Source organism: Neptuniibacter sp. QD37_6 (assembly GCF_047778085.1).
In the GTDB taxonomy this organism is placed as follows: domain Bacteria; phylum Pseudomonadota; class Gammaproteobacteria; order Pseudomonadales; family Balneatricaceae; genus Neptuniibacter.
In genome coordinates this window covers 515,518-540,478 of record NZ_CP180550.1, presented here as the reverse complement: position 1 = coordinate 540,478, position 24,961 = coordinate 515,518, and the positions used below count along the sequence as shown (strand labels likewise).

Genomic DNA, 24,961 nt, shown 5'->3' with positions numbered 1-24,961 from the left:
AAGGCAGCACCACAATTTAGGCAACTTCGATCAAAAAACAGCGGATTAATTACAAATCTTTGGACAAAATCCACATAAATCGAACAAAAATAAAAGAACCTTAGGTCTAACTCTTTAAATTAAGGTCAAAGTCAGCATATATGAGTAACAATCTAAAAACCGTTAACTTATTCTCTTTAAAACCTTTGATCGGTAGCTGACAAGCCACAGGTTATTCAACTATAGTGACCAAATCATTCAGGGATGTCGGGGCTATTACGGCTGTATACATGAATAAATCACTTATCGTTTTAACTTGTGTCTTCGCCTTATTACAAGGCTGTCAAAGCACCCCAACGAAACAGACACAAGAAGTTACCTCCGAGCCAGTTAATTACGTAGATGGCGAGTTCAACCAAGAATCTCTTTACGATTTATTACTTGCCGAGATTGCGGGTCAACGTAGGTTATTTCCAATAGCCCTTGAAAACTACCTCAAACAAGCAAAAAAAAGCCAGGACTCGGGTGTTGCAGAACGCGCCACACGAATTGCTCAATACCTGAGAAACCCTGACAAAGTCATTCAGGCATCCCGACTTTGGCGCGAAATTGCGCCGTCTAATCCAGAGCCGTATCAAATAGAAGCGAATATGCTTCTACATAAAGGCAAATACACCGAGGCACTGCCTTTGGTTGAGAAAGCCCTTGAGTTCGATCCATTACGCACTTTGGCTTTGATTCGTGGGCAAGTAGAACGTATAGACCCCAAAGTGCTATCAAGCTACATCACAATGCTCAATAAGTATCGCTTAAATAGCGAACCACATGCAGACCTTGAATTAACCCTTGCCCTGCTTTATCGAACGAACAACGATAACAGCGCATCTTTGAACGCCTTCAATCGTGCTTTAAAAATTGAGCCCGAAAATCCCGAAACACTTATCCAGAAAGCAGAATTCCTTCGTTCACAAGACAAAATTACTGTTGCGTTGAAACTGATTCAATCTGCTTTCGAACAGCAATCAAACAACAGACAGTTACATATTCTGTATACACAACTACTTTTTCAGAACAAGCAGTCTAAAAAAGCAGTTATACAAGCCAAAGAGCTGCTAAAAAACAATTTAAAGGATCACCAGCTGACCTATTACCTCGCGCTGTTAATGTTGGAAAATGAAGCTCCACAAGATGCAAAAGCAGCCTTTTTGCGATTACTTGAACTAAAGCCTGAGGACACGTCACCGCATTTTTATTTGGGCCATATCGCTCAGTCGGAAGAGAAGCGCGATCAAGCGATTGAACATTACAGCTCTGTAAAAAATGGCTCTAACGTTCTGCAATCCCTATCTCGAGTAAGCTCGCTTCTTAAAGATGTGGAAGACAAACCTCGCCTACAGCAAATTTTATCTGATGCCCAAGCTAGCATGCCCAACAAGTCCGCATCAATTTACACATTAGAAGCAGAATGGCTAAACCTCCATAATCTAAAAGAGGAAGCCCTAGCTGTATTAGAAGATGCGCTAGCACTCTTTGTTGATAACACTGCACTGCTATACACCCGGGCCATGATGGTGGAATCCACTGATTTCCCACAAGCGGAAAAAGATCTACGCCGAGTATTAGAATTAGAACCCGGCAACGCTACAGTGCAGAATGCATTGGGCTACACCTTACTTCTACATACTGAGCGTTATGAAGAAGCTTACAAATTGATCCAAGCCGCATTAACTACAGAACCTGAAGATCCTGCCATTTTGGATTCCATGGGATGGGCTTTATTTAAATTGGGCAGAAACCATGAAGCCGTGACTTATCTGGAAAAAGCTCATGCTTTATACACCGACCCAGAAGTCTCTAGTCACCTCATTCAGGTTTATTGGGCAATTGATCAAAAAGAGAAAGCTCGTTCACTGCTACAAAGAAGCCAAAAAGATAATCCTGGCGATCCGTTCCTAGAAGAAGCAGCACAGCTAATTAACGCAGAGTAATAAAACGCGATGTTAAAAAAGTACCTGGAGGCGTTGCTCTGCCTATTCTTAGCGGGCTGTAGCTTACAAAAAACGCAGATACCATCAACCAGCTATATTTCTTGGGAAACTCGTCAAAGTCTGCTTAAAGATATATCTGATTGGGAAGCTAGCGGCAAGATAGGCATTCGCACACCCGAGGACAGCCAATCAGCCAGTTTAAAATGGCTACAAGAAGGCTCTGATTATAAGATAGATATACGTGGACCTTGGGGACAAGGCGGCGCATCTATTGCTGGAAACCCACAAGAAGTTATCGTTGATATCGCCGGTGAAGGAACGTTTACCGGCACCAATCCGGAACAAATCCTCCATCAACAGTGGGGCTGGGCTCTGCCTGTCAGTGATATTTTTTGGTGGATCAGAGGGCTACCTTCGCCTCACTCACATTACGACCAAACAATCGTCGATGAAAGACTTGCACAATTAACCCAACAAGATTGGAAAATTGAGTATCTTCGCTATAACCAACAAACACCTGCGTTGCCTACTAAGATGCGTTTGCAGTACCGTGATTTGAAAGTCACCATTGTGATTAAAACGTGGATAAAACTATAGCGGCAGAAAAATCTCTCAACTTTAAACGCGATCTCATTTAACCATCGCTGAAAGCCAACTTTTACGCTCTCAATCCTAGTAGCACCTCCCCCTGCTTTAGTTTGACTTTTAACCACGAGTCTTGGATAATCTGCGCCTCTTTCAACGGGAGGCCGGTCCTCCAAGAGGAATAATGTTGGGGTATCGCCAAGCGGTAAGGCACTGGATTCTGATTCCAGTATGCGGAGGTTCGAATCCTCCTACCCCAGCCAAATGCCTATGAACGGTTCCCGATCTACAGATTCCGAACAAATTACAATCGAAAAGGTGCACGCCGTGTCCAAGATGATGGTCTTCACCGGCAACGCTAACCCTGATCTGGCGAGAAAAGTAGTTGATCGCTTAGATATTCCTATGGGTAAAGCGAATGTTGGTCGTTTTAGTGATGGCGAAGTAAGCGTTGAGATTCAGGAAAACGTACGTGGTAAAGACGTATTTATTATCCAGTCTACTTGCGCGCCAACTAACGACAACTTGATGGAGCTTATTGTACTAGCCGACGCTCTTCGTCGCGCTTCTGCTTCACGTATCACAGCTGTTGTACCTTACTTCGGCTATGCACGTCAGGATCGACGTCCACGCTCTGCTCGTGTACCTATCACTGCAAAAGTAGTTGCAGATATGATGGATGCTATCGGCATTGACCGCGTACTGACAGTTGACCTACACGCTGACCAGATTCAGGGCTTCTTCTCTGTACCTGTAGATAACGTTTACGGCTCACCTGTCCTACTCGACGACATCGTTGATCAGGAATACGACAACATCCTAGTTGTTTCTCCGGACGTTGGTGGTGTAGTTCGTGCCCGCGCAGTAGCTAAGCAACTTGATTGCGACCTAGCAATCATCGATAAGCGTCGTGAGCGTGCAAACGAATCTCAAGTTATGAATATCATTGGTGATGTTGAAGGCCGTACTTGCGTATTGGTTGATGACATGTGTGATACTGCCGGCACGCTTTGTAAAGCGGCTAAGGCACTTAAAGATAACGGTGCTGCACGCGTTGTAGCTTACGCGACTCACGCCGTACTTTCAGGCCCAGCAGTAAGCAACATCACTAATTCTGATTTAGATGAATTTGTTGTAACAGATACGATTCCACTGTCTGAATCCGCATCTAAATGCGACAAAATTCGTCAGCTAACACTAGCTCCACTTCTAGCTGAAGCTGTGCGCCGTGTATGCAATGAAGAATCCATCAGCGCGATGTTCCGTTAAGGAAGACGCGTTGATGTTGATATAGCAACTTACTCAATTACGAGTAAGTTTTTCCACCCTCGTGGTGATTGCTGCAAACCCTGGTCGCAAGGTTTTGCAGCTTATTTATTTAAAGGTATTAAAAATGTCTAACTTTGTAGTTAATGCAGTAGCACGTGCTGACGAAGGGAAAGGTGCGAGCCGCCGCCTACGTCGCGAAGGTCTAGTTCCTGGTATCGTTTTTGGTGGTGACAAGCGTAAGAAGCCTGCTTCTATCTCTGTTCCTAACAACGAACTAGTTAAAATGATCGAAGATCAGACTTTCTTCTCTTCTATCCTTACTCTGTCTTTGGACGGTAAAGAAGAGCAAGTAATCATCAAAGATCTTCAACGTCACCCAGCTAAGCCTGTAGTACTGCACGCTGACTTCCAGCGCATTACTAAATCCAACAAGATCAAGATCACTGTTCCTGTTGAATTTGCTAACTTCGAGAAGTCTCCAGCATCTAAAGCAGCTTGCAAGTTCGCAGCAGAGAAAAACACTGTTGAGATTCTTTGCCTACCAGCAAACTTGCCAGAAACTCTAGTTGTTGACCTTTCTGCTTGTGCTTCAGACCAGGTTCTTCACCTATCTGACATCACTCTACCTGAAGGCGTTGAGGTTGTTTCTCTACGTCGTGGCGGTGACCACGATCAGGGTATCGGTTATGTATACGCGCCTCGCGGCAGCAAGTAATCGGCACAAGCAACCAGCATGAAAGACAAGATCCAGCTCATCGTTGGTCTGGGTAACCCAGGCGATAAGTATGCGCAAACCCGTCACAATGCTGGTGCTGAGTTTGTCGAGCAGCTTGCTGCTCGACATCTCGCTCCCCTAAAGCCCGAAAAGAAGTACCACGGGCTCTACTCTAAAGCTCAGATCGGAAACCAAGTTATTCATCTTTTGGTTCCTACCACATTTATGAATCTGAGCGGCCAGGCTGTTGCAGCACTGGCAAGCTTCTACAAGATACCGCCCGAAGCGATCTTAGTCGCTCATGATGAGCTCGATATTCCACCAGGTATTGCGAAATTTAAGCAAGGTGGCGGTCATGGTGGTCATAATGGTTTGCGCGACATCATCAGCAAACTAGGTAACAACAAAAATTTCTACCGTTTACGTCTTGGCATTGGCCACCCAGGCCACAGCAGCCAAGTAAGCGGTTTTGTTCTGAAAAAAGCTCCAGCTAAAGAACGTAATGCCACAATGGCAGCTATCGATGAAGCTGAACGTTATTTGGAGCTTGCTATTGCCGGTGACTGGAACAAAGCGATGAACCAGTTACACAGTTTTTCAGCCAGCTAGATTACTCACAGGATTCAATCATGGGTTTTAAATGCGGTATTGTAGGCCTACCTAACGTAGGTAAATCGACTCTTTTCAATGCGCTAACAAAAAACGGCATTGCGGCAGAGAACTTTCCATTCTGCACCATTGAGCCGAATGCAGGCACAGTATCTATGCCTGACCCGCGTTTAGACAAACTTACAGCGATTGTTAATCCAGAACGCACAATTCCAACTGCGATGGAATTTGTAGATATTGCGGGTCTTGTTGCTGGTGCCTCCAAAGGTGAAGGCCTTGGTAATAAATTCTTGGCAAACATCCGCGAAACAGACGCAATTGCGCATGTAGTACGTTGCTTCGAAGATGAAAACGTAATCCACGTCGCAAACAAGATTGATCCACTGTCTGATATCGAAACAATTAACCTTGAGCTAGCACTTGCTGATTTAGAATCCTGTGAAAAACAGCTTCAGCGTATCCAGAAGCTAGCAAAAGGCGGAGATAAAGAAGCCGTTGCTCAAAAAGCGATGCTTGAACGAGTAATTCCTCATCTTGAAGAAGGTAAGCCAGTACGCGGCTTAGGCCTTGATGAAGATGAGATGAAAATCGTTAAAGGCTTCCACCTTCTTACCGTGAAACCAACAATGTACATTGCAAACGTTGATGAAGATGGTTTTGAAGATAACGCTCACCTAGATACAGTTAAAGAGCTAGCAGCATCGGAAAATGCCGGTGTAGTAGTGGTTTGCAACAAGTTGGAAGCTGAGATCTCTGAGCTAGATGATGAAGAGCGCGATGAGTTCCTAGCTGACTTAGGTATGGAAGAGCCTGGCTTAGACCGCGTTATTCGCGCTGGTTACGAATTGTTAGGCCTACAAACCTACTTTACTGCTGGCGTACAGGAAGTTCGCGCATGGACAGTTAAAGTCGGCGCAACAGCTCCACAAGCAGCTGGTGTTATCCACACCGACTTCGAGAAAGGCTTTATCCGTGCTGAAGTTGTAAGCTACGACGATTTTGTTGAACACGACGGCGAAAATGGCGCGAAAGACGCTGGTCGCTGGAGACTTGAAGGCAAAGATTACATCGTTCAAGACGGCGATGTCGTACATTTCCGCTTCAACGTTTAAGCAGACAACTGTACAAAAAAAAACCGGCTTTTATAGCCGGTTATTTTTATTCAAAAATTCCTGAAATTTCATGCAGTAATCTATTGACACCCCCGCCCGAAAGTAGAATAATGCGCGCCTCTGAGACGTGGCAATATAGCTCAGTTGGTTAGAGCATCGCATTCATAATGCGAGGGTCGCAGGTTCGAGTCCCGCTATTGCCACCATGTTTCAGTCTATGCTGGGGTATCGCCAAGCGGTAAGGCAACGGGTTTTGATCTCGTCATGCGGAGGTTCGAATCCTCCTACCCCAGCCACTATTGAGCTTAACTCTCCGAGTTAATCTGAGTGGCAATATAGCTCAGTTGGTTAGAGCATCGCATTCATAATGCGAGGGTCGCAGGTTCGAGTCCCGCTATTGCCACCATGCTCTAAAAAGAAAGTGTGCTCAAATCTTAGTTGGGGTATCGCCAAGCGGTAAGGCAACGGGTTTTGATCTCGTCATGCGGAGGTTCGAATCCTCCTACCCCAGCCACTTTCTTCTTGCCCCATAGTGCAAACAATGCCCTTGTGGGTATTGAGCGAATTATCCTTACTCACATCCATTTCAAAACATTATCCACAGCTTTTTCGATTTCCTTACTTAAAACTGAGCATTCATTTTAGCTAAGCTCAAAATTAGGCTCATCTTCATTCTGATCACTTTTATCCTCTATAATTAATATTCAACATTAACGAACGTTGCTTGGATATCAAGCAACACCTAATTAATGCAATTTTTTAAGTTATATATTCAATTGGATTCATATATTCTGTGTCTATAAGGATTTAGCGAGCAGGAGATAGTTCAGGCATGTCTGAAGTTATTGATATTGACGGTAATGCGCTATTAGAAAAATACGGTACTGGACAACAGACACGTAAACAACGCCTGAGAAAAAATGTTCAGCTTCTATTCCTTGGTCTTAGTGCTGAAGAAACTGCTCCACTAATAACGCTTCTACGAACTTCACGCATTTCCCCTCGCGGTAAACAGGTTAATACTGAACAAGAGTTCTTAGACGCTCTAGGTGAGCGCTCTTGGGATCTTATTCTTTGCACTATCGATAGAGGGGACTTTACTTCAAAGCTTGCTATAAGCCATTTAAAACGTTTAGACAAAGATATCCCTGTTATCCAAATCATCCCGAGCTCGGACAGCCAGTTGTTGTTACAAGGGCTTAAAAACCATATTCAAGCGGTGGTTCCCTTAGATGAGAAAGAGCTCGTCTTAATCAATGTGCGCAGAGAATTGGATCAGCTCGATTACCGTAGACGTTTACGTAAAGCGGAAGCTGCTTTGGCTGAAGCCGAAAAGCGTTCACAGCAGTTGATGGATAGCTCAAGACACCCGATTATTTGCTGCGACCACCAGAAAATAGTCTATTGCAATGATAGTTTTTTAGAACAGTTTGGTTTGGACTCTAAGAAAAAAGCTATTCACAAATCTCTAATAGATTTCTTTGTGCCTGATGACCGCGCAGAGCTTGCCGAACAACTGAATTCCCTCGAAGAAACTAATGCCGGGGACCTACTCTTGCAGTTTGTAGCGCAACGTAGTGATCATTCAGAATTTACCGCCAATATGGAGCTTTCACGCTCAAACTATAACGACTCTGTTATTACACGTGTTCTGCTCCATATCGATGAAAGCAGCAACCACCATTTACTTAGTAAAGACTTAGATTTTGTATCCGGTTTATTCAATAAAGATTATCTGGACAGGCAACTTGAACAAACCACACAAAAAGCTCTTCGAGGCGGTAATGATCAATGCCTAATATATATAGAACTTGATCAAATTGAAGCAATTAAGAACAAATTTAGCCATGAAGGTAGCGACCAACTTATTCGAGACATATCTTCCCTATTAGGTAAAAAGGTAAATAAAGCGCACCTATTAACACATCCAGCAGATAATGCGTTTGCCATTATATTTAATGATCCAAATATAAAAACGGCAGAGAATTTTGCTGAGCAACTACGCACAAAAATTGCCAACGTTCATTCCAGTGTCTCAGGCGTGGATGTGCAATCAACCTGTTCTATTGCCTTAGTTGCGATTACAGATAGTACACCTCCACCAATCGAGCTACTCAACAGAGCCAAAGCTGCAATCTATGCCTTACGCAAAGATACTCCGCATGGTAATGGTGTGCGGGTTCATATTCCTGAAGCAGCGCTATCTCAACAAGCAGAAGATGAATTTGACCAATTACGTAAAGCAGTGGAGAACAATCAGTTTAAGCTTCTCTTCCAACCAATTGTTAACTTAACAGCGGAAGATCAAACTCACCACCACTATGAAGCTTTACTTCGCTTAGTGAATGATGAAGAAGATGAACTATCTCCTAATGATTTCATGAGTGCTATAAGCGATCCAGAAACAGCGTTTAAAGTTGATCGTTGGGTGATTGAGAAAAGTATTAAACAGCTTAAGAAAACATTAAATCAAGAGCATAAGAATGTCATTTTCATCAATTTATCAGCTCATACCTTAGGTAATCAAAAGCTCTTAACCTGGTTATCTAATACCCTACGGAAAAATAATATTCCAGCCGAAAGGCTTGTCTTCCAAATTAGTGAATCCGATATATCCATTGCACCAAAACAGGCCCATAGTTTCGTAGAAAAGTTAGCCAGTATTCACAGTCGTATTTGCATAAAACATTTTGGCAGCGTAACAAACTCGCAAAATATACTTTCAACTATTCATTCAGACTTCATCAAATTGGATGGTGCATATATCCCTGAATTAGGATCTGACCCAGAGCAAGATGAAGAGTTCTATAGCATGGTGCAACAACTAAACAGTCTAGGAAAGACATCTATAGCTCCGCTTGTGGAAAACACAAAGACAATGGCTAACCTTTGGAAAGCAGGTATCGACTATGTCCAGGGCTACTACCTCCAGCCCCCAAGGGAAAATATGGATTACGACTTCTTTGCCGAATAATAAAAAAGCCGCTAGCAAGCGGCTTTTTTAATGCTTTTACTTTTTAACGGTGTCGCGGTCTCTAAAACCAATTAGATACAAAATACCATCAAGACCTAAAGTAGAGATGGCTTGTTTTGCACTTTCGCGAACTAAAGGTTTAGCGCGAAATGCGATGCCTAATCCAGCGATCGACAGCATTGGTAGATCATTCGCACCATCACCAACCGCAATCGTCTGCTCTAAGCTAACACCTTCTTTTTCAGCTATTTCACGTAAAAGTTCTGCTTTTCGCTCGCCATTAACAATTGTGCCTTTGACTTCACCTGTAACTTTACCATCAGCATCGATATCAAGTTCATTCGCATAAACGTAATCAAAACCAAGCTTCTTTTGCAGATGAGAAGCAAAGTAGTTAAAACCACCAGATAAGATAGCCGTTTTAAAACCAAGCGCCTTCAAGTTTGATACAAGCTCTTCCGCACCTTCAGTCATTGGTAGACGTTCCGCAATTTGATCCAGCACCGATACATCCAAGCCTTTCAATAGAGCCATTCTACGCTTGAAACTCTCGTTGAAATCAATCTCGCCACGCATAGCCGCTTCGGTTATCTCAGATACCTGATCACCAACACCAGCTTCTTTAGCTAGCTCATCGATAACTTCCGCTTCAATCAAAGTGGAATCCATATCAAATACAACTAAACGGCGATTACGTCGGTAGATGTTATCCTCCTGAAAGGCGATATCTACATCAAGATCACTTGCTGTATTCAGGAATTCCGCTTTAAGTTTTTCTGCATCAGCGGGTGCACCTCGTACAGAAAATTCCACACACGCTTTGGTCTGGTCAGAGGTTTCATCTAAACTGATACGCCCCGACAAGCGATTAATATTATCAATATTCAGCCCATGGCTCGCTGCAATTTCTGTTACTCGAGCAATATGCCTCGAACTCAACTTGCGAGAGAGTAACGTAATAATGTGACGAGATTTACCCTGCCCTTCAACCCAGTGCTCATAGTTATCTTCTTCTACGGGCTGAAAACGGATATTCATATTAAGCTCATGCGCTTTAAAAAGAATATCTCTTAACAGTGGTGATGACTCTGCAGATTTAGGCACCTCAATTAAGATACCTAAAGACAAAGTATCGTGGATCACTGCCTGACCAATATCTAATATATTAATCTCAAACTGCGCCAAAATATTTGTGATTGCCGAAGTAACTCCCGGTTTATCTTCGCCGGAAATATTAAGCAAAATAATCTCTTTCATTGAAAGGGTTCCAAAGGGATCTTTAATTACTGGCGATTATAACAAAGCCAGGTTACAGGGCCTACACATCATTCAAATTGGATATAACTCAATCAATAACATAAGGACCTAACCCAAAACAAATTGATCTGACTATTATGAAATCGTTTTTATTGAAATATAATTCAACATCTATACTTTTAAGATAATTCATTAACTCTTGAACAGCAGACTGTAGTAGCTATCCTAATGAGCACCAAAGCCATCAAAAATAACGATTACGATGCTCTAGTTGCACAATTGCAGCAAGAGATAGAACGCCTTAATGATTTTGCAGCGCTATCGTCAGATTGGTTTTGGGAACAAAACAAAGAGTTTAGATTTATCAGCTTTTCGGGCACTGGCATCAGCCGAATGAGCCGTAATCAAATTGACTTTATTGGTCGCTGTCGCTGGGAAATGCCGATTAGTCCCGATTCATATTCTGCAATGCAGGAACACAAGGCTCTATGTAAACAACATGAGCCTTTCTATGATTTCCAGTACGATATTTTTAATGACGAAGGGCAACTACAACGCTATACCGTCAGTGGAGCACCGACGTTTGATATTGATGGTAATTTTTCAGGTTATCGAGGCATAGCCTCCAACATTACTGACCTCTATCAAGCACGAAAAGCCTTTAAAAAGACCCAACAGCAACTGTCTCAAATGATTGTTGGCAATCCTATTGCAAGCTTTGTCATCAATGAAGATCACATCATTACTCACTGGAACAAAGCCTGTGAAATATTGACGGGCATACCTGCTTCGTCAGTTATTGGCACTAAAGATTCATGGCGTGGTTTTTATGATCACCCACGTCCAGTAATGGCCAATTTAGTACTTAATGGTGCTATAGCTAAAGATATAGAAAAACACTACGGGCATAAATTCCAGCCATCGAAACTGATTCTGGGTGCAGTTGAGGCTCAAGATTACTTTCCCAAAATGCATGATGGCCGCTGGCTATATTTCACGGCAGCCCCACTGCAAGACGAAAATGGTCAAACCATCGGTGCAATAGAAACCCTACAAGATATAACAAGCCAAAAAGTCCAAGAAGAAAAAATAATTCACCAGGCACATTTCGATAATTTGACAGGATTACCCAATCGATTCTTAGCACTCGACCGATTAAACCTATTGATCCAAGAAGCTAAGCGTAACAATAAAAAGCTCGCAGTTCTTTTTATCGATCTCGACGATTTTAAAAAAGTGAATGACACGCTTGGACATGCACTTGGAGATGAACTACTTATTCAAGCAGCGAATAAATTACGCTCCATGATTCGTGCCAGTGATACGATCGGACGTTTAGGGGGCGATGAATTCATCGTCCTTATCAACAACCTTGAAGATACACTTGAGGTACGCCCAATTGCAGAAAACTTGCTTAAAAGTTTCCGTGATGTTTTTAAAGTTAAAAATCGAGAACTGCTCCTAACTACTAGTATTGGTATCTCTATTTATCCTGATGATGGTACCCAGCCAGATCAACTGCTGCGAAATGCAGATTCCGCTATGTACCATTCTAAAAGTGAAGGCCGTAATGCCTATCATTTTTTTACAGAAGACATGAATGCTGGGATAGAGCGTCGTTTACTGATCGAAGAGCAAATGCATGGAGCATTAGCTCGCAAAGAGTTCTATTTAAACTACCAACCCGTAATTGACACCCAATCAGAACGCATTGTAGGCGCAGAAGCCTTACTACGATGGAAAAACCCAGTATTAGGGCAAGTATCTCCCGACGAGTTCATCCCGATTGCTGAACAAACAGGTTTGATCATTCCAATTGGCTACTTTGTGTTAAAAGAAGCATTGAATACCACAAAGACCTGGACAGAACAGCTCGATTCCAATTTCAAAATTGCAGTTAACTTATCGCCGCTTCAATTTAAAGCACCTACGCTGCTCTATAAAATCAAGAAATACCTTAATACTCATCAACTATCAGGCGAAAGCTTGCATTTAGAGATCACTGAAGGGGTTCTATTGGGCAATCAAACCTATATTAAACAAGCGTTTGAGGAGTTTGCTCAATTAGGCATTCAAATCTCTATGGATGACTTCGGCACAGGCTACTCCTCCTTAAATTATCTTCGTCAATACAAATTCAACACCCTAAAAATTGATCGTAGTTTCATGCAAAATTTTGAAGATGACGAAACTGCCCCAGCACTAATAGATGCAACTATAGCGATGGCACATGCTTTAGGGGTAAAAGTCATTGCGGAAGGAGTGGAAACACAGTCTCAACGAGACTACTTAGCGGCAAAAGCGTGCAACTTCATTCAGGGATACTTTTACAGCAAACCTTTACCACAAAAAGAATTGACCATATTGATAAGCCAACAATGACTACTTTTTAAGCTTTAGGATAGGACGTTTCGGCTTATCAGGTGTACTTTTTGGTCTGATTGCTCTGACAGCAGCTTTAGCACTATTTTTAGCTGCATACTCCATCCCTTCTCGAATCATCAAAGCCAGTTCTGGCGCCGAGAAGTCCTTATCTCCTTTAATAGATAGATCAAGCGGGTTACTGAAACTTCCATCCAGAACTTCAATAGAAAGACCCGACTGATGCACAACTTGGCGCCTGGTAAGCCCCCAGTTCTCTAGACACCTCATAGATATATAATCGACGAAAATAATGAGGTGTACGATGCGCGGAAAACGTTACCCAGAAGAATTCAAAATCCAAGCGGTTAAGCAGGTCACGGATAAGGGCTATACGATTACTGATGTCGCTGAGCGACTCGGTGTAACTTATAAAAGCCTTTACGCTTGGGTGCAAAAATACAGCCAGCCCGATAGCTGCCGACAAGCGGATGATGCCCAGTCCGCTGAGATCAAAAAACTCAAAGCTGAATTACGCCGCGTCACTGAAGAGCGTGACATTTTAAAGGAAGCCGCGGTGTACTTCGCAGGGGAGTCAAAGAAAAGTACACGTTCATAAAGTCGCGACTCAAGAAATTTCGTGTAGCCGTCATGTGTCGTGTATTGGCTGTCCATCGCAGCGGCTTTTACGCATGGTTGAAGCAACCTTTTAGCCCTCGAGCACGCGAAGACCAACGCTTAGCAGTAAAGATTAAACAGTTTTGGCTTGAAAGCGGCTGTGTGTATGGTTACCGCAATATCACTATCGATTTAAAACGAGATGGTGAGCTATGCGGAAAGAACAGAGTGCATCGTATTATGCGTAGCGAAGGTTTGTCGGCTGTCCGTGGTTATCGCCGTCACCCTGGTTTCAAAGGAGGAAAACGACACCCTGCTGCCGAAAATATCCTTAATCGAGCATTCGAGGTCACTCAGCCTGATCAAGTGTGGGTAACTGATTTCACATACATTAGAACCTACGAAGGTTGGTTATATCTCACGGTAGTGATTGATCTGTTCTCACGTAAAGTCATCGGTTGGACGATGAAAAGCTCACCCAAAACAGACCTCGTTATCGATGCGTTACTGATGGCTATTTGGGGTCGAAGACCAACAACAAAGGTTCTTGTTCATTCAGATCAAGGGGTTCAATATACCTCAGGTGACTGGCGTAGGTTCCTTAAGGATCATAATCTGGAAGCCAGTATGAGTCGTCGTGGTAATTGCCATGACAATGCTGTTGCGGAGTCGTTTTTTTCGTTACTCAAAAAGGATCGAGTTCAACGGAAGATTTACAGAACACGCGATGAGGCTAGAGCTGAGATATTTGATTACATAGAAGGTTTCTATAACCCTCGAAGAAATCATGGTACTAATGATGGGCTGTCACCAGCGGAAGCTGAAAGGCAGTTTTTTAGAAACTAGAAAGTGTCTAGAATTTTGGGGTCTTACCACTAGTTTAATTGCTCTGCACATAAAGTTATCATAGATAATCCAATAAGTTTGACTGAATTAGTTAACAATGAGTTGGATACTAGAGAACAATGGCTTCATTATTGAAGCAATCATTATGGGAATAATTATTGTGTATGTTGGGCTTGAAATCTAATCCCAATAACCAATACCCCTCGTTAGTTTCGAAAACCTAAGCTCATACGCTTTTATAGGATGTACTCGCATGATTTATGGCAAAGTAACGAAACAATCAAAATATTTAATTACCCCGGTTGTATTTGCCACCGCTTTAAATGCTTTCGCACAAGATCAATCCGAATTACCTGACTTCACCGAAGAAGATATCTTTATTGATATTCCACAAGTAATTTCTGCGACACATCTTTCACAAAAACTAACAGAAGCACCTGCTGCTATCACAATTATCGATCAGGACATGATCGAAGCTTCTGGTGCAGTAAATATTCCTGACCTGTTTCGTTTAGTACCTGGTATGCAAGTGTTTCACATAAACACCAATAAAATGGGGGTTACTTACCACGGTATGACCGATGACTTCCCTTCACGTATGGAAGTAATGATCAACGGCCGCTCAATATATATCCCTTTACTATCTACTGTAGTCTGGGAAACCGTTGGTATAACATTGGGAGATATTGACCATATCGAAGTCGTTCGAGGCTCTAACGTACCTACCCATGGTTCGAATGCCTTTCTAGGCGCAATAAATATCATTACTAAATTTCCTGTAGCAGAATCAGGAACGGCTGTTAGAACAACAACCGGCGCACTTGGCACAAAGAACATTACCGCACGTCATTCCAATACCCTTTCTAATATCAGTTACACCCTATCTGCCGGCAGTGAAGAAAATGATGGCAGCGATTATTATCAGGATGGTGCCCACAACAAATTTATCACTCTATCTGGATCAATAACCCCTAACCTCTCCGATACTATCCATTTCGATATTGGCGCAACTAAAGGATATGCCTACCGTGGAGATTCAGATAAAACTGACCTTCAAAAAGCAGGCTTTACTCCCAGAGATCATCTATCTAGCTTTCAAGATATACGTTGGAACCGTGTGCTAGACGATCAGTCCGAACTACAATTACGCTATAGCCATAACTACTTAAAACTTGATACTGAAAATTTCACAGCTGAAGAGCTAGTGGCCAATGGGGATGCTGGGCCCTTCAATGTAGCTCAAGTAGAAGCAATTCTTGCAGCTAATTATGGAAGTATTGCTCCAAAAGATACTGAACGTGGCACTGTACAGACCCATGAATTAGGCTTTTTATATACAACAAATCCGTCGGATCATATTAGTGCGGTCATTGGCAGCGACCTGATACACGAACGAGTTAAAAGTAACGTGCTGCTTCAGTATCCTGATAAAGATTGGATCCATGGCAACCGTTGGCAGCTATTTGGTAACGTGCAATATAAAGCAACAGACAAAATAACATTGAATGCTGGCGCTATGTTTGAGGAGAGTACCTTCGTAGGCGGTGCAACATCTTATAGAGCAGCAGTCAATTATGCTTTAACAGAGGCATCAACATTAAGAACAGCATTCTCCCATGCTCATCGAATGCCATCCCTGCTAGAGACTAATCGACGTGCTCTTATTGATTACAGCGTATTAATCCCTAATACAATAGATTTGCTTAATTTGCCTAGACATCTTGATTCGGAAGAAATCAATTCATTTGAAATAGGTTTCTTTCACCTCTGGCCAGAACATAACAGCCATTTTGATCTCAGAGTTTTCCATGAAGATATAAATAGGGCGACAATACGCAGTACAAGAATAGATCCTGACCCTATAGATACAGTAGACGGAAAGTACGATATCGGGATGAACAACTCTGAATGGACCAATCAAGGCGCAGAGATCCAATTCAAATATACATCTCCATCACCTCATAAAAATACTGTACTGCTAAATTATAGCTACAACCAAACACGAGGCATTTGGAACCGCGGTGCATACCCAGAAGCCGATCCAAGGATCGTACCACTTAACCCTGTATCCCCTCTTCATACCGCATCAGTATTGCTATCTACGAAGCCTACAAATAGCAGTTTACTGTCATTATCTCAATACTATATGGATCACGCAGAATGGATTGAGGGCTTTAGCGACAAAAACAGTGGCCGTACGAATTACACACGTACAGACATGAAAGTATCGAATAGTTTCCAGCTAGATATGAATAGTAAACTGGAAGTATCCCTCATCGTTCAGAATCTGTTCGATAAAGAGTATACGGAATTCTATTCAAACAATATTTTTGGACGTCGGGCATTCCTACAAATGGGGCTGACGTTCTAACCCAAATAGGCTGCAATGGATTGTAGATGTGTTAATTAAGAGCTCTGTTACACTAAATAAAATAAAGTGGCGGTTTATTCCGCTGCTTAGTGCATTGTTTGCTCTATTCTTATCGACATCTCCTGTTTATGCCGAAAGTTTGATTGTTTTAAGTCGACAATCAGGCACATACCAAAAAGTGGCGTATAGCATTCAAGCTAATCTTTCCTCAAATACCAAAATTGTTACCTTACAAAAACTAGAACATAACAACTTTAACACTACCGGCTTTGAACATATCATCGCTATAGGTTCACGAGCAGCTGATCGGCTTTACAATCGCATATCACCGTCGCAAAAGTTATATGCTAGCTTTCTACCGCGCCAAACTTATCAAGCGCTGCTAGTCAGCAAAAAGGATCAAGCCCGAATAAAAAATGGCACCATTACAGCAGTATATTTAGATCAGCCCTATGCGCGACAACTTCGATTAGCTCGCTTAATCTCTCCAAATGCAAATACAATCGCCACAGCACTTGGGCCTAACTCAAAGCATGATCTACCACTATTAGAGACTGCAGCTCAACAGCAGCAACTTCAACTGAATTCAACCATTCTTAAGGAAAGCGACAACCCCATTCATAAACTGCAACCGCTCATCCGAAATGCTGATCTATTTTTGTCGCTACCAGACAAATCTGTTTTTAACCGCACAACTGCAAAATGGATCTTGTATATCTCATTTCGTCAGCGCATCCCTTTAATTGGCTTTTCACAAAAGTATGTAGAAGCTGGAGCCTTAGCAGCCGTGTTTTCATCGCCTGAACAGATAGGTCAACAAACCGCAGAAATCGTCCAGCAAGCCATTTTGGGTTCTCGATTACCGGAAGCGCAGCACCCTAGATACTTTACAGTAATTACTAATGAAAAAGCAGCCAGATCCCTGAACATCAAAATACCTACAGAAGACGCCCTCACCCAACAATTGATGGAGCAGGAGCGATGAAAAGCAAGTTAACATTAGGTATCAGGCAGCGCGTTTTAATCATCACCTTGCTTCCATTATGCATGATTACTTTGATCTTAGGCGGCTACTTCATTAACACCCGCCTGGATGATGCCCGAGACTCCCTTATTGAAAAAGGGCAAACAATGACACGCATGATGTCAACTTCTGCAGAGTTTGGTCTACTGATTGGTAACAAGGAGATTCTTCAAGGTCTAATCCGATCTGCAACAAAAGCAGAAGAGGTGGATGATGTAATATTCCTTTCTCCCGCCTTTGATGTGATTGCTCAAGGTAAGCCGAATGCACATCCAGTAGATAAAGATGCTGGTTACCCGCTATACAAGAACAATCAAGTTTACTTCCTTAACCCAGTGGTGGCGACTGGTGTAGACTTTTTAGACTCTGATGAGGCTAGTGGAAAAGAAGCTGAACCGGAATTCATTGGCTGGGTAGTAATAGTACTATCGGAAAAACCAACACAGGTACGACAGTTTGAGATATTAACGAAAGGGATCGTTCTAGCGATCATAGGGCTACTGACCACTTTATTGATCGCATCACGTTTTGGACAGCGGATTACCAACCCAATACTGGGCCTAACCCACGTGATTGAGATGCTACAACATGGTCAGCTTGAAACACGTGCCAGTCTCTCGAGTACAGGCGAACTCCGATCTCTTGCACAAGGAATAAACCGGCTGGCTCAACGCGTACAAGAATCAAACCAAACCCTTGAAAGCCGAGTCGATAAAGCAACCAAACGCTTAAGATCTACACTTGTTCACCTAGAGAAACAAAACCAAGCTTTAGACAAAGCTCGTAAGAGGGCCGATAAAGCAAACGTAGCAAAGGACGAGTTTCTTGCTCGTATGAGTCATGAACTACGGACACCATTAACATCTGTTTCAGGCTTTGCCCGACTTTTAGATCAGACTGAACTACAAGTAGAACAGCAAGAGTACACAAGAATTATAAACCTGACCTCTGACCTATTACTTTCTATCATCGATGATATTCTTGATTATTCAAAGCTTGAATCAAACGCTATTGAGCTAGAAGAAATTTCTTTCGAATTTGAAAGCTGTGTTATTGATGTTATGGAAATGCAGGCAGCTTCGGCGAATGAAAAAGGCATCGAACTCATCCCGATAATCGAAGCCGAAACACCTAAATTCATTATTGGTGACCCTATAAGATTACGACAAATTTTATCTAATTTAGTCAGCAATGCAGTGAAATTCACCTCTGCAGGTTATGTTTGCTTACATGTCTCAACTAGAAGAAAAAACCTCGTAGAGACAGAACTTGAAATTGTGGTTAGAGACACTGGTGTCGGCATACCAAAAGAAAGAATTACAAATTTATTCAAAGCCTTTAGTCAGGCTGATACATCCATAACACGAAAATTTGGCGGTTCAGGCCTAGGGCTGGTGATAGCTAAGCGTCTCACTGAACTTATGGGCGGCTCAATCTCATTAGCAAGCGAGGAAAATCAAGGTACAGAAGTAACACTTAAAATTCCGTTTTCTGCCAGACAAAGCCAAAGAATTCAGCATACTTATAAAAACAAAAACATTATTTTGTTTGATACAAACCCATTATATCGTGAAGGCTTAATACATCAGCTTAATAGCATACAAACAAAAATCATTGAGGCATCCACCTTCTCTGAGTTCTTAACTTTAAGCACTGAATTACCTATAAGCACCATCGTATGGGGCTTACCTCCAAAATTTACACAAAAGAACACTATAGAGCAGATTAACCAGATCTTAGAAAGATCTAGCGGTAGATTAATTCTCTTAAGCAATGAGCCCGTATCGATTATTAACAACTACCGGGTTATACAGTTACGTAAACCTGCACGGACTCAACTACTTCTTAATGCACTATCACCTGATTCGTATAAACTGGCTGAATGCGAAACTGCACATGTATTACAGATTATTAATACACCAACCATACTAATAGCGGAAGATAATGACTTTAACCGTTTATTAGTTAGTAAGATCCTTGTCCAAGCAGGTGCAAAAGTACTAGAGGCAAGGACTGGTAGCGAAGCGCTACAGCAAACACTAAAACATCAACCAGATTTGGTATTAATGGATGTACACATGCCAGAAATGGATGGCATAGAAGCGACAAAACAGATAAGGCTTACACAACCCACCTTACCGATAATAGCCCTAACTGCTAACGTGATCGCCAGCGAACATCAAAAGTTGATCGAGTCAGGTATCAGCCATGTTCTTTTGAAACCAATCAATGATGGTAACCTGTGCCACTCTATAAACCAGTTTTTGTCCTTTACTAAGGATGAGGAACAACTTTTACCAGCCACTCAAAAAGAAGTCACTGATATAGAAAAATATGACTTAGGAAAACAAGAGCTGTCAGAAGAAGTTAGAAAGCAACTACAGGGAATGATGAACGGCTTCGAGAGCAAAGATATTGCGATGATGAGAAACCATAGCCATCAACTCTTAGGGCTAGCCGGGTTATTCCAAATTCCAGAATTAGAAGTAAGCGGTAATAAACTGCATGACGCATTAATAGAACAAGAATACAAAGCCATATGGAAAGAACTATGGCAACTTAAAAGAATTATCGATAATGAACAGTACGATCTATCAGAAGAACTTTGAAGTTGGCTGAGACTTGATCAAATGATCTAATTTAACAGCTATCACTCTTATACGCTGAAGCCCTTCTCGATCATATATTGCACCACTTAGCCCTTCCCCTGCTGGAGGATTATCATTGTCACCAAAAGCGACTACCAAGCAACCTTTTCTAATATCTTCTAATTCAGGGTCGTGCAAAATGGGTAACGACAAAAACATTTCCCAGCGAGCAGCATCTAAACGCTTTTCCATAAGATCTACTAGAAGAGCCATCACTTCAGCTCTTGAAGGGCGGTAAGTAGGTGGTTTACCTAAAGCAAATACTAAGGCGACTCCGACCAATACAATAAAACTAATAACAAATACGAGTATAAATTCCATACATTAATGGAGGCTCTCATCAAAATCGTACTGAGCCAATTTAGAAGCAGCTTCTTTTACTTTGTTACCCAACTCAGAGTCGATCTGCGACATTTCCTTCTGAAATGACCACTTAGCCTGCTTAGATAGCGCTTTCCACTGGTCCTTAATTGGAATATGTTCAGTACGCTTATAAACCTCATAGATTACTGAGTAATCCGCGTGTTGTAATAACTGAGGCGCTAGAGATTCAAGCAAAGTAGACAAGCGAATACATGCCTCTGTCGTAGTTAACTTCTCATCATTACCTACCGCTCTAGAGATAACATGGACACTCTCAATTAAATAGGCCCTACGCTCATTATAGCGTTTACTTATTTTTTCAGCCTGTAATGCATGCTCAGTTTTAACTTGTTTAATCTGCGTGTAATGGCGCTTAATAAAGTAAATAGCTACAGCACAGACAACTAAACAGATAGCAATTAATGTATAAATTAAAGAGTCGGACATACAAACAACCTTAGAAGCAATAACTATTCAAAGCTATAAAACCAGAAAAATACGAAAACGAAGTTTAGGGGAAATATACCCAAAATCCCATAAAAAGGATTAACTAGTTGAAGAGTGTGTTTTATTTTCTTTGGCCCAACACGAAAAAACCCCGATCACATCGTGACCGGGGTTTTCTCTTAATTAAATGCTTGGCGATGACCTACTCTCACATGGGGAAGCCCCACACTACCATCGGCGATGTTGCGTTTCACGTCTGAGTTCGGGATGGATTCAGGTGGTTCCACAACTCTATGGTCGCCAAGCAAAACTGTTACAACTTAGATCTGATTCTTCTTTTATTTGATCTAGATAGTTCTTCGACTGTAGCTTAACTACGCGCTAATTCGTTACTCTCTATCGTCTTACATATCTTACAAGTCACTTGCCAAACGCCTTGGGCGTTATATGGTCAAGCCTCACGGGCAATTAGTATTGGTTAGCTCAACGCCTCACAGCGCTTCCACACCCAACCTATCAACGTCGTAGTCTTCAACGGCCCTTTAGGGGAATCAAGTTCCCAGTGAGATCTCATCTTGAAGGAGGCTTCCCGCTTAGATGCTTTCAGCGGTTATCCCGTCCGAACGTAGCTACCCGGCAATGCAATTGGCATCACAACCGGTACACCAGAGGTTCGTTCACTCCGGTCCTCTCGTACTAGGAGCAACTCTTCTCAAATCTCAAACGCCCACGGCAGATAGGGACCGAACTGTCTCACGACGTTCTAAACCCAGCTCGCGTACCACTTTAAATGGCGAACAGCCATACCCTTGGGACCGGCTTCAGCCCCAGGATGTGATGAGCCGACATCGAGGTGCCAAACACCGCCGTCGATGTGAACTCTTGGGCGGTATCAGCCTGTTATCCCCGGAGTACCTTTTATCCGTTGAGCGATGGCCCTTCCATACAGAACCACCGGATCACTAGAACCTACTTTCGTACCTGCTCGACGTGTCTGTCTCGCAGTCAAGCACCCTTCTACTCTTGCGCTCATTGCATGATTTCCGACCATGCTGAGGGTACCTTCGTGCTCCTCCGTTACTCTTTGGGAGGAGACCGCCCCAGTCAAACTACCCACCACACAATGTCCCCGATCCCGCTTAGGGAACTGGGTTAGAACCTCAACATTACCAGGCTGGTATTTCAAAGGTGGCTCCACCCTATCTGGCGACAGGGTTTCAAAGCCTCCCAGCTATTCTACACAAGTAATGTCAAAGTCCACTGTGAAGCTGTAGTAAAGGTTCACGGGGTCTTTCCGTCTAGCCGCGGGTAAACTGCATCTTAACAGCTATTTCAATTTCACTGAGTCTCGGGTGGAGACAGTGTGGCCATCGTTACGCCATTCGTGCAGGTCGGAACTTACCCGACAAGGAATTTCGCTACCTTAGGACCGTTATAGTTACGGCCGCCGTTTACCGGGGCTTCGATCAAGAGCTTCGCGCAAGCGCTAACCCCATCAATTAACCTTCCGGCACCGGGCAGGCGTCACACCCTATACGTCCTCTTTCGAGTTTGCAGAGTGCTATGTTTTTAATAAACAGTCGCAGCCACCTGGTATCTTCGACCGGCCTCAGCTTAGGGAGCAAGTCCCATCACCAAAACCGGCGCACCTTCTCCCGAAGTTACGGTGCCATTTTGCCTAGTTCCTTCACCCGAGTTTTCTCATACGCCTTAGTATTCTCTACCTGACCACCTGTGTCGGTTTAGGGTACGGTTAGTCATAACCTGAAGCTTAGAGGATTTTCCTGGAAGCATGGCATCAACTACTTCAGTCCATAAAGGACCTCGTCATCGATTCTCGGTCTTAAAAGAGCCCGGATTTACCTAAGCTCTAAACCTACTATCTTAAACGCGGACAACCAACGCCGCGCTAGCCTAGCCTTCTCCGTCCCCCCATCGCAGTTATGAGCAGTACAGGAATATTAACCTGTTTCCCATCGGATACGCTCTTCAGCCTCTCCTTAGGGGCCGACTCACCCTACCTCGAATAGCGTTGGATAGGAACCCTTGGTCTTCCGGCGGGGAGGGTTTTCACCTCCCTTATCGTTACTCATGTCAGCATTCGCACTTCTGATACCTCCACGGTGCCTTACAGCTTCCGCTTCAACAGCTTACAGAACGCTCCTCTACCATGCACAAAGTGCATCCGTAGCTTCGGTGTTATGCTTAGCCCCGTTATATCTTCCGCGCGGGCCGACTCGACTAGTGAGCTATTACGCTTTCTTTAAAGGGTGGCTGCTTCTAAGCCAACCTCCTAGCTGTCTAAGCCTTCCCACATCGTTTCCCACTTAGCATAAACTTTGGGACCTTAGCTGACGGTCTGGGTTGTTTCCCTTTCCACGACGGACGTTAGCACCCGCCGTGTGTCTCCCGTGATTGAACTCATGGGTATTCGGAGTTTGCATCGGGTTGGTAAGTCGGGATGACCCCCTAGCCGAAACAGTGCTCTACCCCCCATGGTTAGACACGAGGCACTACCTAAATAGTTTTCGAGGAGAACCAGCTATCTCCGAGTTTGATTAGCCTTTCACTCCTATCCACAAGTCATCCGCTGGCTTTTCAACGACAGTCGGTTCGGTCCTCCAATGCATGTTACTGCATCTTCAACCTGCCCATGGATAGATCACTCGGTTTCGGGTCTACTCCTAGCGACTGGACGCCCTATTAAGACTCGGTTTCCCTACGGCTCCGCAAATGCTTAACCTTGCCACTAAAAGTAAGTCGCTGACCCATTATACAAAAGGTACGCAGTCACCGTCCGAAAACGGCTCCCACTGCTTGTACGTACACGGTTTCAGGGTCTATTTCACTCCCCTCACAGGGGTTCTTTTCGCCTTTCCCTCACGGTACTGGTTCACTATCGGTCAGTCAGGAGTATTTAGCCTTGGAGGATGGTCCCCCCATATTCAGACAGCGTTTCACGTGTGCCGTCCTACTCGATTTCACTTTAAAAGACCTTTCACATACGGGGCTATCACCCACTATGGCCACACTTTCCAGAGTGTTCTGTTAAATCTAATAAAGCTTAAGGGCTGGTCCCCGTTCGCTCGCCGCTACTTAGGGAATCTCGGTTGATTTCTTTTCCTCTGGGTACTTAGATGTTTCAGTTCCCCAGGTTCGCCTCTAATAACCTATGTATTCAGTTAAAAGATACCTATAAATAGGTGGGTTTCCCCATTCGGAAATGTCCGGATCAAAGGTTGTTTACCACCTCCCCGAACCTTATCGCAGGTTACAACGTCCTTCATCGCCTCTGACTGCCAAGGCATCCACCGTGCACGCTTAGTCACTTGACCATATAACCCGAAGGCGTCTGGAATCACAGTAACTTGTATTGCTAGTAACGATAGATTTCGCCGAATTGGCGCATGCAGTAAAACTACATGTCTTAAATCTAAATCAAATGAATCAAATCCAAATTGTTAAAGAGCGTTTAAAGCAAAAAAGCTTTAAAAGATAATGTCAAAACCGACAATATGTTTTAAAACTCTTCCTTTCTCATCCACAAGGATGATGGTGGAGCTATGCGGGATCGAACCGCAGACCTCCTGCGTGCAAAGCAGGCGCTCTCCCAGCTGAGCTATAGCCCCAAGAAAAACAGTAAGGCTATTGATTGGTAGGCCTGAGTGGACTTGAACCACCGACCTCACCCTTATCAGGGGTGCGCTCTAACCAGCTGAGCTACAAGCCTACACCGTTGCTCTTAACTTCTCTGATCAGATAATTCGTGTGAACGCTTGCCGAGAATCGGCTTTC

At 43.3% G+C, this 24,961-nt stretch carries 16 protein-coding genes, 7 tRNA genes and 2 rRNA genes; 17 read left to right on the top strand and 8 right to left on the bottom strand.

Annotated features, from left to right (window positions below):
• Window positions 1-269 precede the first annotated feature (269 nt).
• The 12 genes from ACMXYO_RS02370 (at window position 270) to ACMXYO_RS02315 (ending at window position 9,231) form a co-directional block, all read left to right on the top strand.
• Window positions 270-1,967 carry a tetratricopeptide repeat protein gene (locus tag ACMXYO_RS02370; protein WP_415886846.1) on the top strand — a complete coding sequence of 566 codons (1,698 nt, stop codon included), beginning with the start codon at window positions 270-272 and terminating at the stop codon, window positions 1,965-1,967.
• Window positions 1,968-1,976: 9 nt separating this feature from the next.
• Entirely contained in the window at window positions 1,977-2,564 is a 588-nt protein-coding gene (gene lolB, locus ACMXYO_RS02365) for a lipoprotein insertase outer membrane protein LolB (protein ID WP_415886844.1), read from the top strand.
• Window positions 2,565-2,740: 176 nt separating this feature from the next.
• Window positions 2,741-2,815, top strand: a tRNA-Gln gene (locus ACMXYO_RS02360).
• Window positions 2,816-2,879: 64 nt separating this feature from the next.
• Complete coding sequence (locus ACMXYO_RS02355; RefSeq protein ID WP_415883375.1) at window positions 2,880-3,821, top strand: ribose-phosphate pyrophosphokinase; 942 nt, start codon at window positions 2,880-2,882, stop codon at window positions 3,819-3,821.
• Window positions 3,822-3,945: 124 nt separating this feature from the next.
• Complete coding sequence (locus tag ACMXYO_RS02350) at window positions 3,946-4,536, top strand: 50S ribosomal protein L25/general stress protein Ctc (protein WP_415886843.1); 591 nt, start codon at window positions 3,946-3,948, stop codon at window positions 4,534-4,536.
• 18 nt (window positions 4,537-4,554) lie between these two features.
• Window positions 4,555-5,145, top strand: coding sequence for an aminoacyl-tRNA hydrolase (gene pth / locus ACMXYO_RS02345; protein WP_415886841.1), 591 nt, complete (start codon window positions 4,555-4,557; stop codon window positions 5,143-5,145).
• Window positions 5,146-5,165: 20 nt separating this feature from the next.
• On the top strand, window positions 5,166-6,257 hold the full coding sequence (ychF, locus tag ACMXYO_RS02340; RefSeq protein WP_415883372.1) for a redox-regulated ATPase YchF: 1,092 nt from the start codon (window positions 5,166-5,168) through the stop codon (window positions 6,255-6,257).
• A gap of 129 nt (window positions 6,258-6,386) precedes the next feature.
• Window positions 6,387-6,463: transfer RNA gene (locus tag ACMXYO_RS02335), tRNA-Met, on the top strand.
• A 15-nt stretch (window positions 6,464-6,478) separates the two neighbouring features.
• Window positions 6,479-6,553 (top strand) — tRNA-Gln (locus ACMXYO_RS02330).
• 33 nt (window positions 6,554-6,586) lie between these two features.
• Window positions 6,587-6,663: transfer RNA gene (locus ACMXYO_RS02325), tRNA-Met, on the top strand.
• Between the two features lie 33 nt (window positions 6,664-6,696).
• A tRNA-Gln gene (locus tag ACMXYO_RS02320) sits at window positions 6,697-6,771 on the top strand.
• Between the two features lie 318 nt (window positions 6,772-7,089).
• Complete coding sequence (locus ACMXYO_RS02315) at window positions 7,090-9,231, top strand: EAL domain-containing protein (RefSeq protein WP_415886840.1); 2,142 nt, start codon at window positions 7,090-7,092, stop codon at window positions 9,229-9,231.
• A gap of 36 nt (window positions 9,232-9,267) precedes the next feature.
• Here the strand turns inward: ACMXYO_RS02315 and serB are convergent, their stop codons facing one another.
• A complete protein-coding gene (gene serB / locus ACMXYO_RS02310; RefSeq protein WP_415886839.1) occupies window positions 9,268-10,488 on the bottom strand; it encodes a phosphoserine phosphatase SerB in 1,221 nt (406 codons plus the stop codon).
• A gap of 228 nt (window positions 10,489-10,716) precedes the next feature.
• On the opposite strand from serB, the gene ACMXYO_RS02305 reads away from it, so the two are divergent.
• Entirely contained in the window at window positions 10,717-12,870 is a 2,154-nt protein-coding gene (locus ACMXYO_RS02305) for an EAL and GGDEF domain-containing protein (RefSeq protein WP_415886838.1), read from the top strand.
• Here ACMXYO_RS02305 and ACMXYO_RS02300 read toward each other — a convergent pair whose 3' ends face one another.
• Window positions 12,871-13,098, bottom strand: a complete 228-nt coding sequence (locus ACMXYO_RS02300; RefSeq protein WP_415886836.1) for a hypothetical protein — start codon at window positions 13,096-13,098, stop codon at window positions 12,871-12,873.
• Window positions 13,099-13,174: 76 nt separating this feature from the next.
• On the opposite strand from ACMXYO_RS02300, the gene ACMXYO_RS02295 reads away from it, so the two are divergent.
• The 4 genes from ACMXYO_RS02295 (at window position 13,175) to ACMXYO_RS02280 (ending at window position 20,317) form a co-directional block, all read left to right on the top strand.
• A protein-coding gene (locus ACMXYO_RS02295; RefSeq protein ID WP_415884722.1) for an IS3 family transposase occupies window positions 13,175-14,313 on the top strand; the annotation gives its coding sequence in 2 pieces (ribosomal slippage) (window positions 13,175-13,412 and window positions 13,412-14,313; 1,140 coding nt in all).
• A 253-nt stretch (window positions 14,314-14,566) separates the two neighbouring features.
• Entirely contained in the window at window positions 14,567-16,684 is a 2,118-nt protein-coding gene (locus ACMXYO_RS02290) for a TonB-dependent receptor plug domain-containing protein (RefSeq protein WP_415886834.1), read from the top strand.
• A 28-nt stretch (window positions 16,685-16,712) separates the two neighbouring features.
• Window positions 16,713-17,669, top strand: coding sequence for an ABC transporter substrate-binding protein (locus tag ACMXYO_RS02285; RefSeq protein WP_415886832.1), 957 nt, complete (start codon window positions 16,713-16,715; stop codon window positions 17,667-17,669).
• A complete protein-coding gene (locus ACMXYO_RS02280) occupies window positions 17,666-20,317 on the top strand; it encodes an ATP-binding protein (RefSeq protein ID WP_415886830.1) in 2,652 nt (883 codons plus the stop codon). The genes ACMXYO_RS02285 and ACMXYO_RS02280 overlap by 4 nt, the downstream gene beginning before the upstream one ends.
• Here the strand turns inward: ACMXYO_RS02280 and ACMXYO_RS02275 are convergent.
• From ACMXYO_RS02275 to ACMXYO_RS02250, 6 genes are all read right to left on the bottom strand, one after another.
• Window positions 20,303-20,677, bottom strand: coding sequence for a hypothetical protein (locus ACMXYO_RS02275; RefSeq protein ID WP_415886829.1), 375 nt, complete (start codon window positions 20,675-20,677; stop codon window positions 20,303-20,305). The two genes, ACMXYO_RS02280 and ACMXYO_RS02275, sit on opposite strands and share 15 nt — an antisense overlap.
• A 3-nt stretch (window positions 20,678-20,680) precedes the next feature.
• Complete coding sequence (locus tag ACMXYO_RS02270) at window positions 20,681-21,166, bottom strand: DUF2489 domain-containing protein (protein WP_415886828.1); 486 nt, start codon at window positions 21,164-21,166, stop codon at window positions 20,681-20,683.
• Between the two features lie 189 nt (window positions 21,167-21,355).
• Window positions 21,356-21,471: ribosomal RNA gene (gene rrf, locus ACMXYO_RS02265) — 5S ribosomal RNA — on the bottom strand.
• A 142-nt stretch (window positions 21,472-21,613) separates the two neighbouring features.
• Window positions 21,614-24,501, bottom strand: a 23S ribosomal RNA gene (locus ACMXYO_RS02260).
• 218 nt (window positions 24,502-24,719) lie between these two features.
• Window positions 24,720-24,795, bottom strand: a tRNA-Ala gene (locus tag ACMXYO_RS02255).
• A 24-nt stretch (window positions 24,796-24,819) separates the two neighbouring features.
• Window positions 24,820-24,896 (bottom strand) — tRNA-Ile (locus tag ACMXYO_RS02250).
• Between the last annotated feature and the right edge of the window lie 65 nt (window positions 24,897-24,961).

Coding starts and splice junctions, on each gene's coding strand:
- ACMXYO_RS02370 (WP_415886846.1), top strand. CDS start 270: ATGAATAAATCACTTATCGTTTTAACTTGTGTCTTCGCCTTATTACAA.
- lolB (WP_415886844.1), top strand. CDS start 1,977: ATGTTAAAAAAGTACCTGGAGGCGTTGCTCTGCCTATTCTTAGCGGGC.
- ACMXYO_RS02350 (WP_415886843.1), top strand. CDS start 3,946: ATGTCTAACTTTGTAGTTAATGCAGTAGCACGTGCTGACGAAGGGAAA.
- pth (WP_415886841.1), top strand. CDS start 4,555: ATGAAAGACAAGATCCAGCTCATCGTTGGTCTGGGTAACCCAGGCGAT.
- ychF (WP_415883372.1), top strand. CDS start 5,166: ATGGGTTTTAAATGCGGTATTGTAGGCCTACCTAACGTAGGTAAATCG.
- ACMXYO_RS02315 (WP_415886840.1), top strand. CDS start 7,090: ATGTCTGAAGTTATTGATATTGACGGTAATGCGCTATTAGAAAAATAC.
- serB (WP_415886839.1), bottom strand. CDS start 10,488: ATGAAAGAGATTATTTTGCTTAATATTTCCGGCGAAGATAAACCGGGA.
- ACMXYO_RS02305 (WP_415886838.1), top strand. CDS start 10,717: ATGAGCACCAAAGCCATCAAAAATAACGATTACGATGCTCTAGTTGCA.
- ACMXYO_RS02290 (WP_415886834.1), top strand. CDS start 14,567: ATGATTTATGGCAAAGTAACGAAACAATCAAAATATTTAATTACCCCG.
- ACMXYO_RS02280 (WP_415886830.1), top strand. CDS start 17,666: ATGAAAAGCAAGTTAACATTAGGTATCAGGCAGCGCGTTTTAATCATC.
- ACMXYO_RS02275 (WP_415886829.1), bottom strand. CDS start 20,677: ATGGAATTTATACTCGTATTTGTTATTAGTTTTATTGTATTGGTCGGA.
- ACMXYO_RS02270 (WP_415886828.1), bottom strand. CDS start 21,166: ATGTCCGACTCTTTAATTTATACATTAATTGCTATCTGTTTAGTTGTC.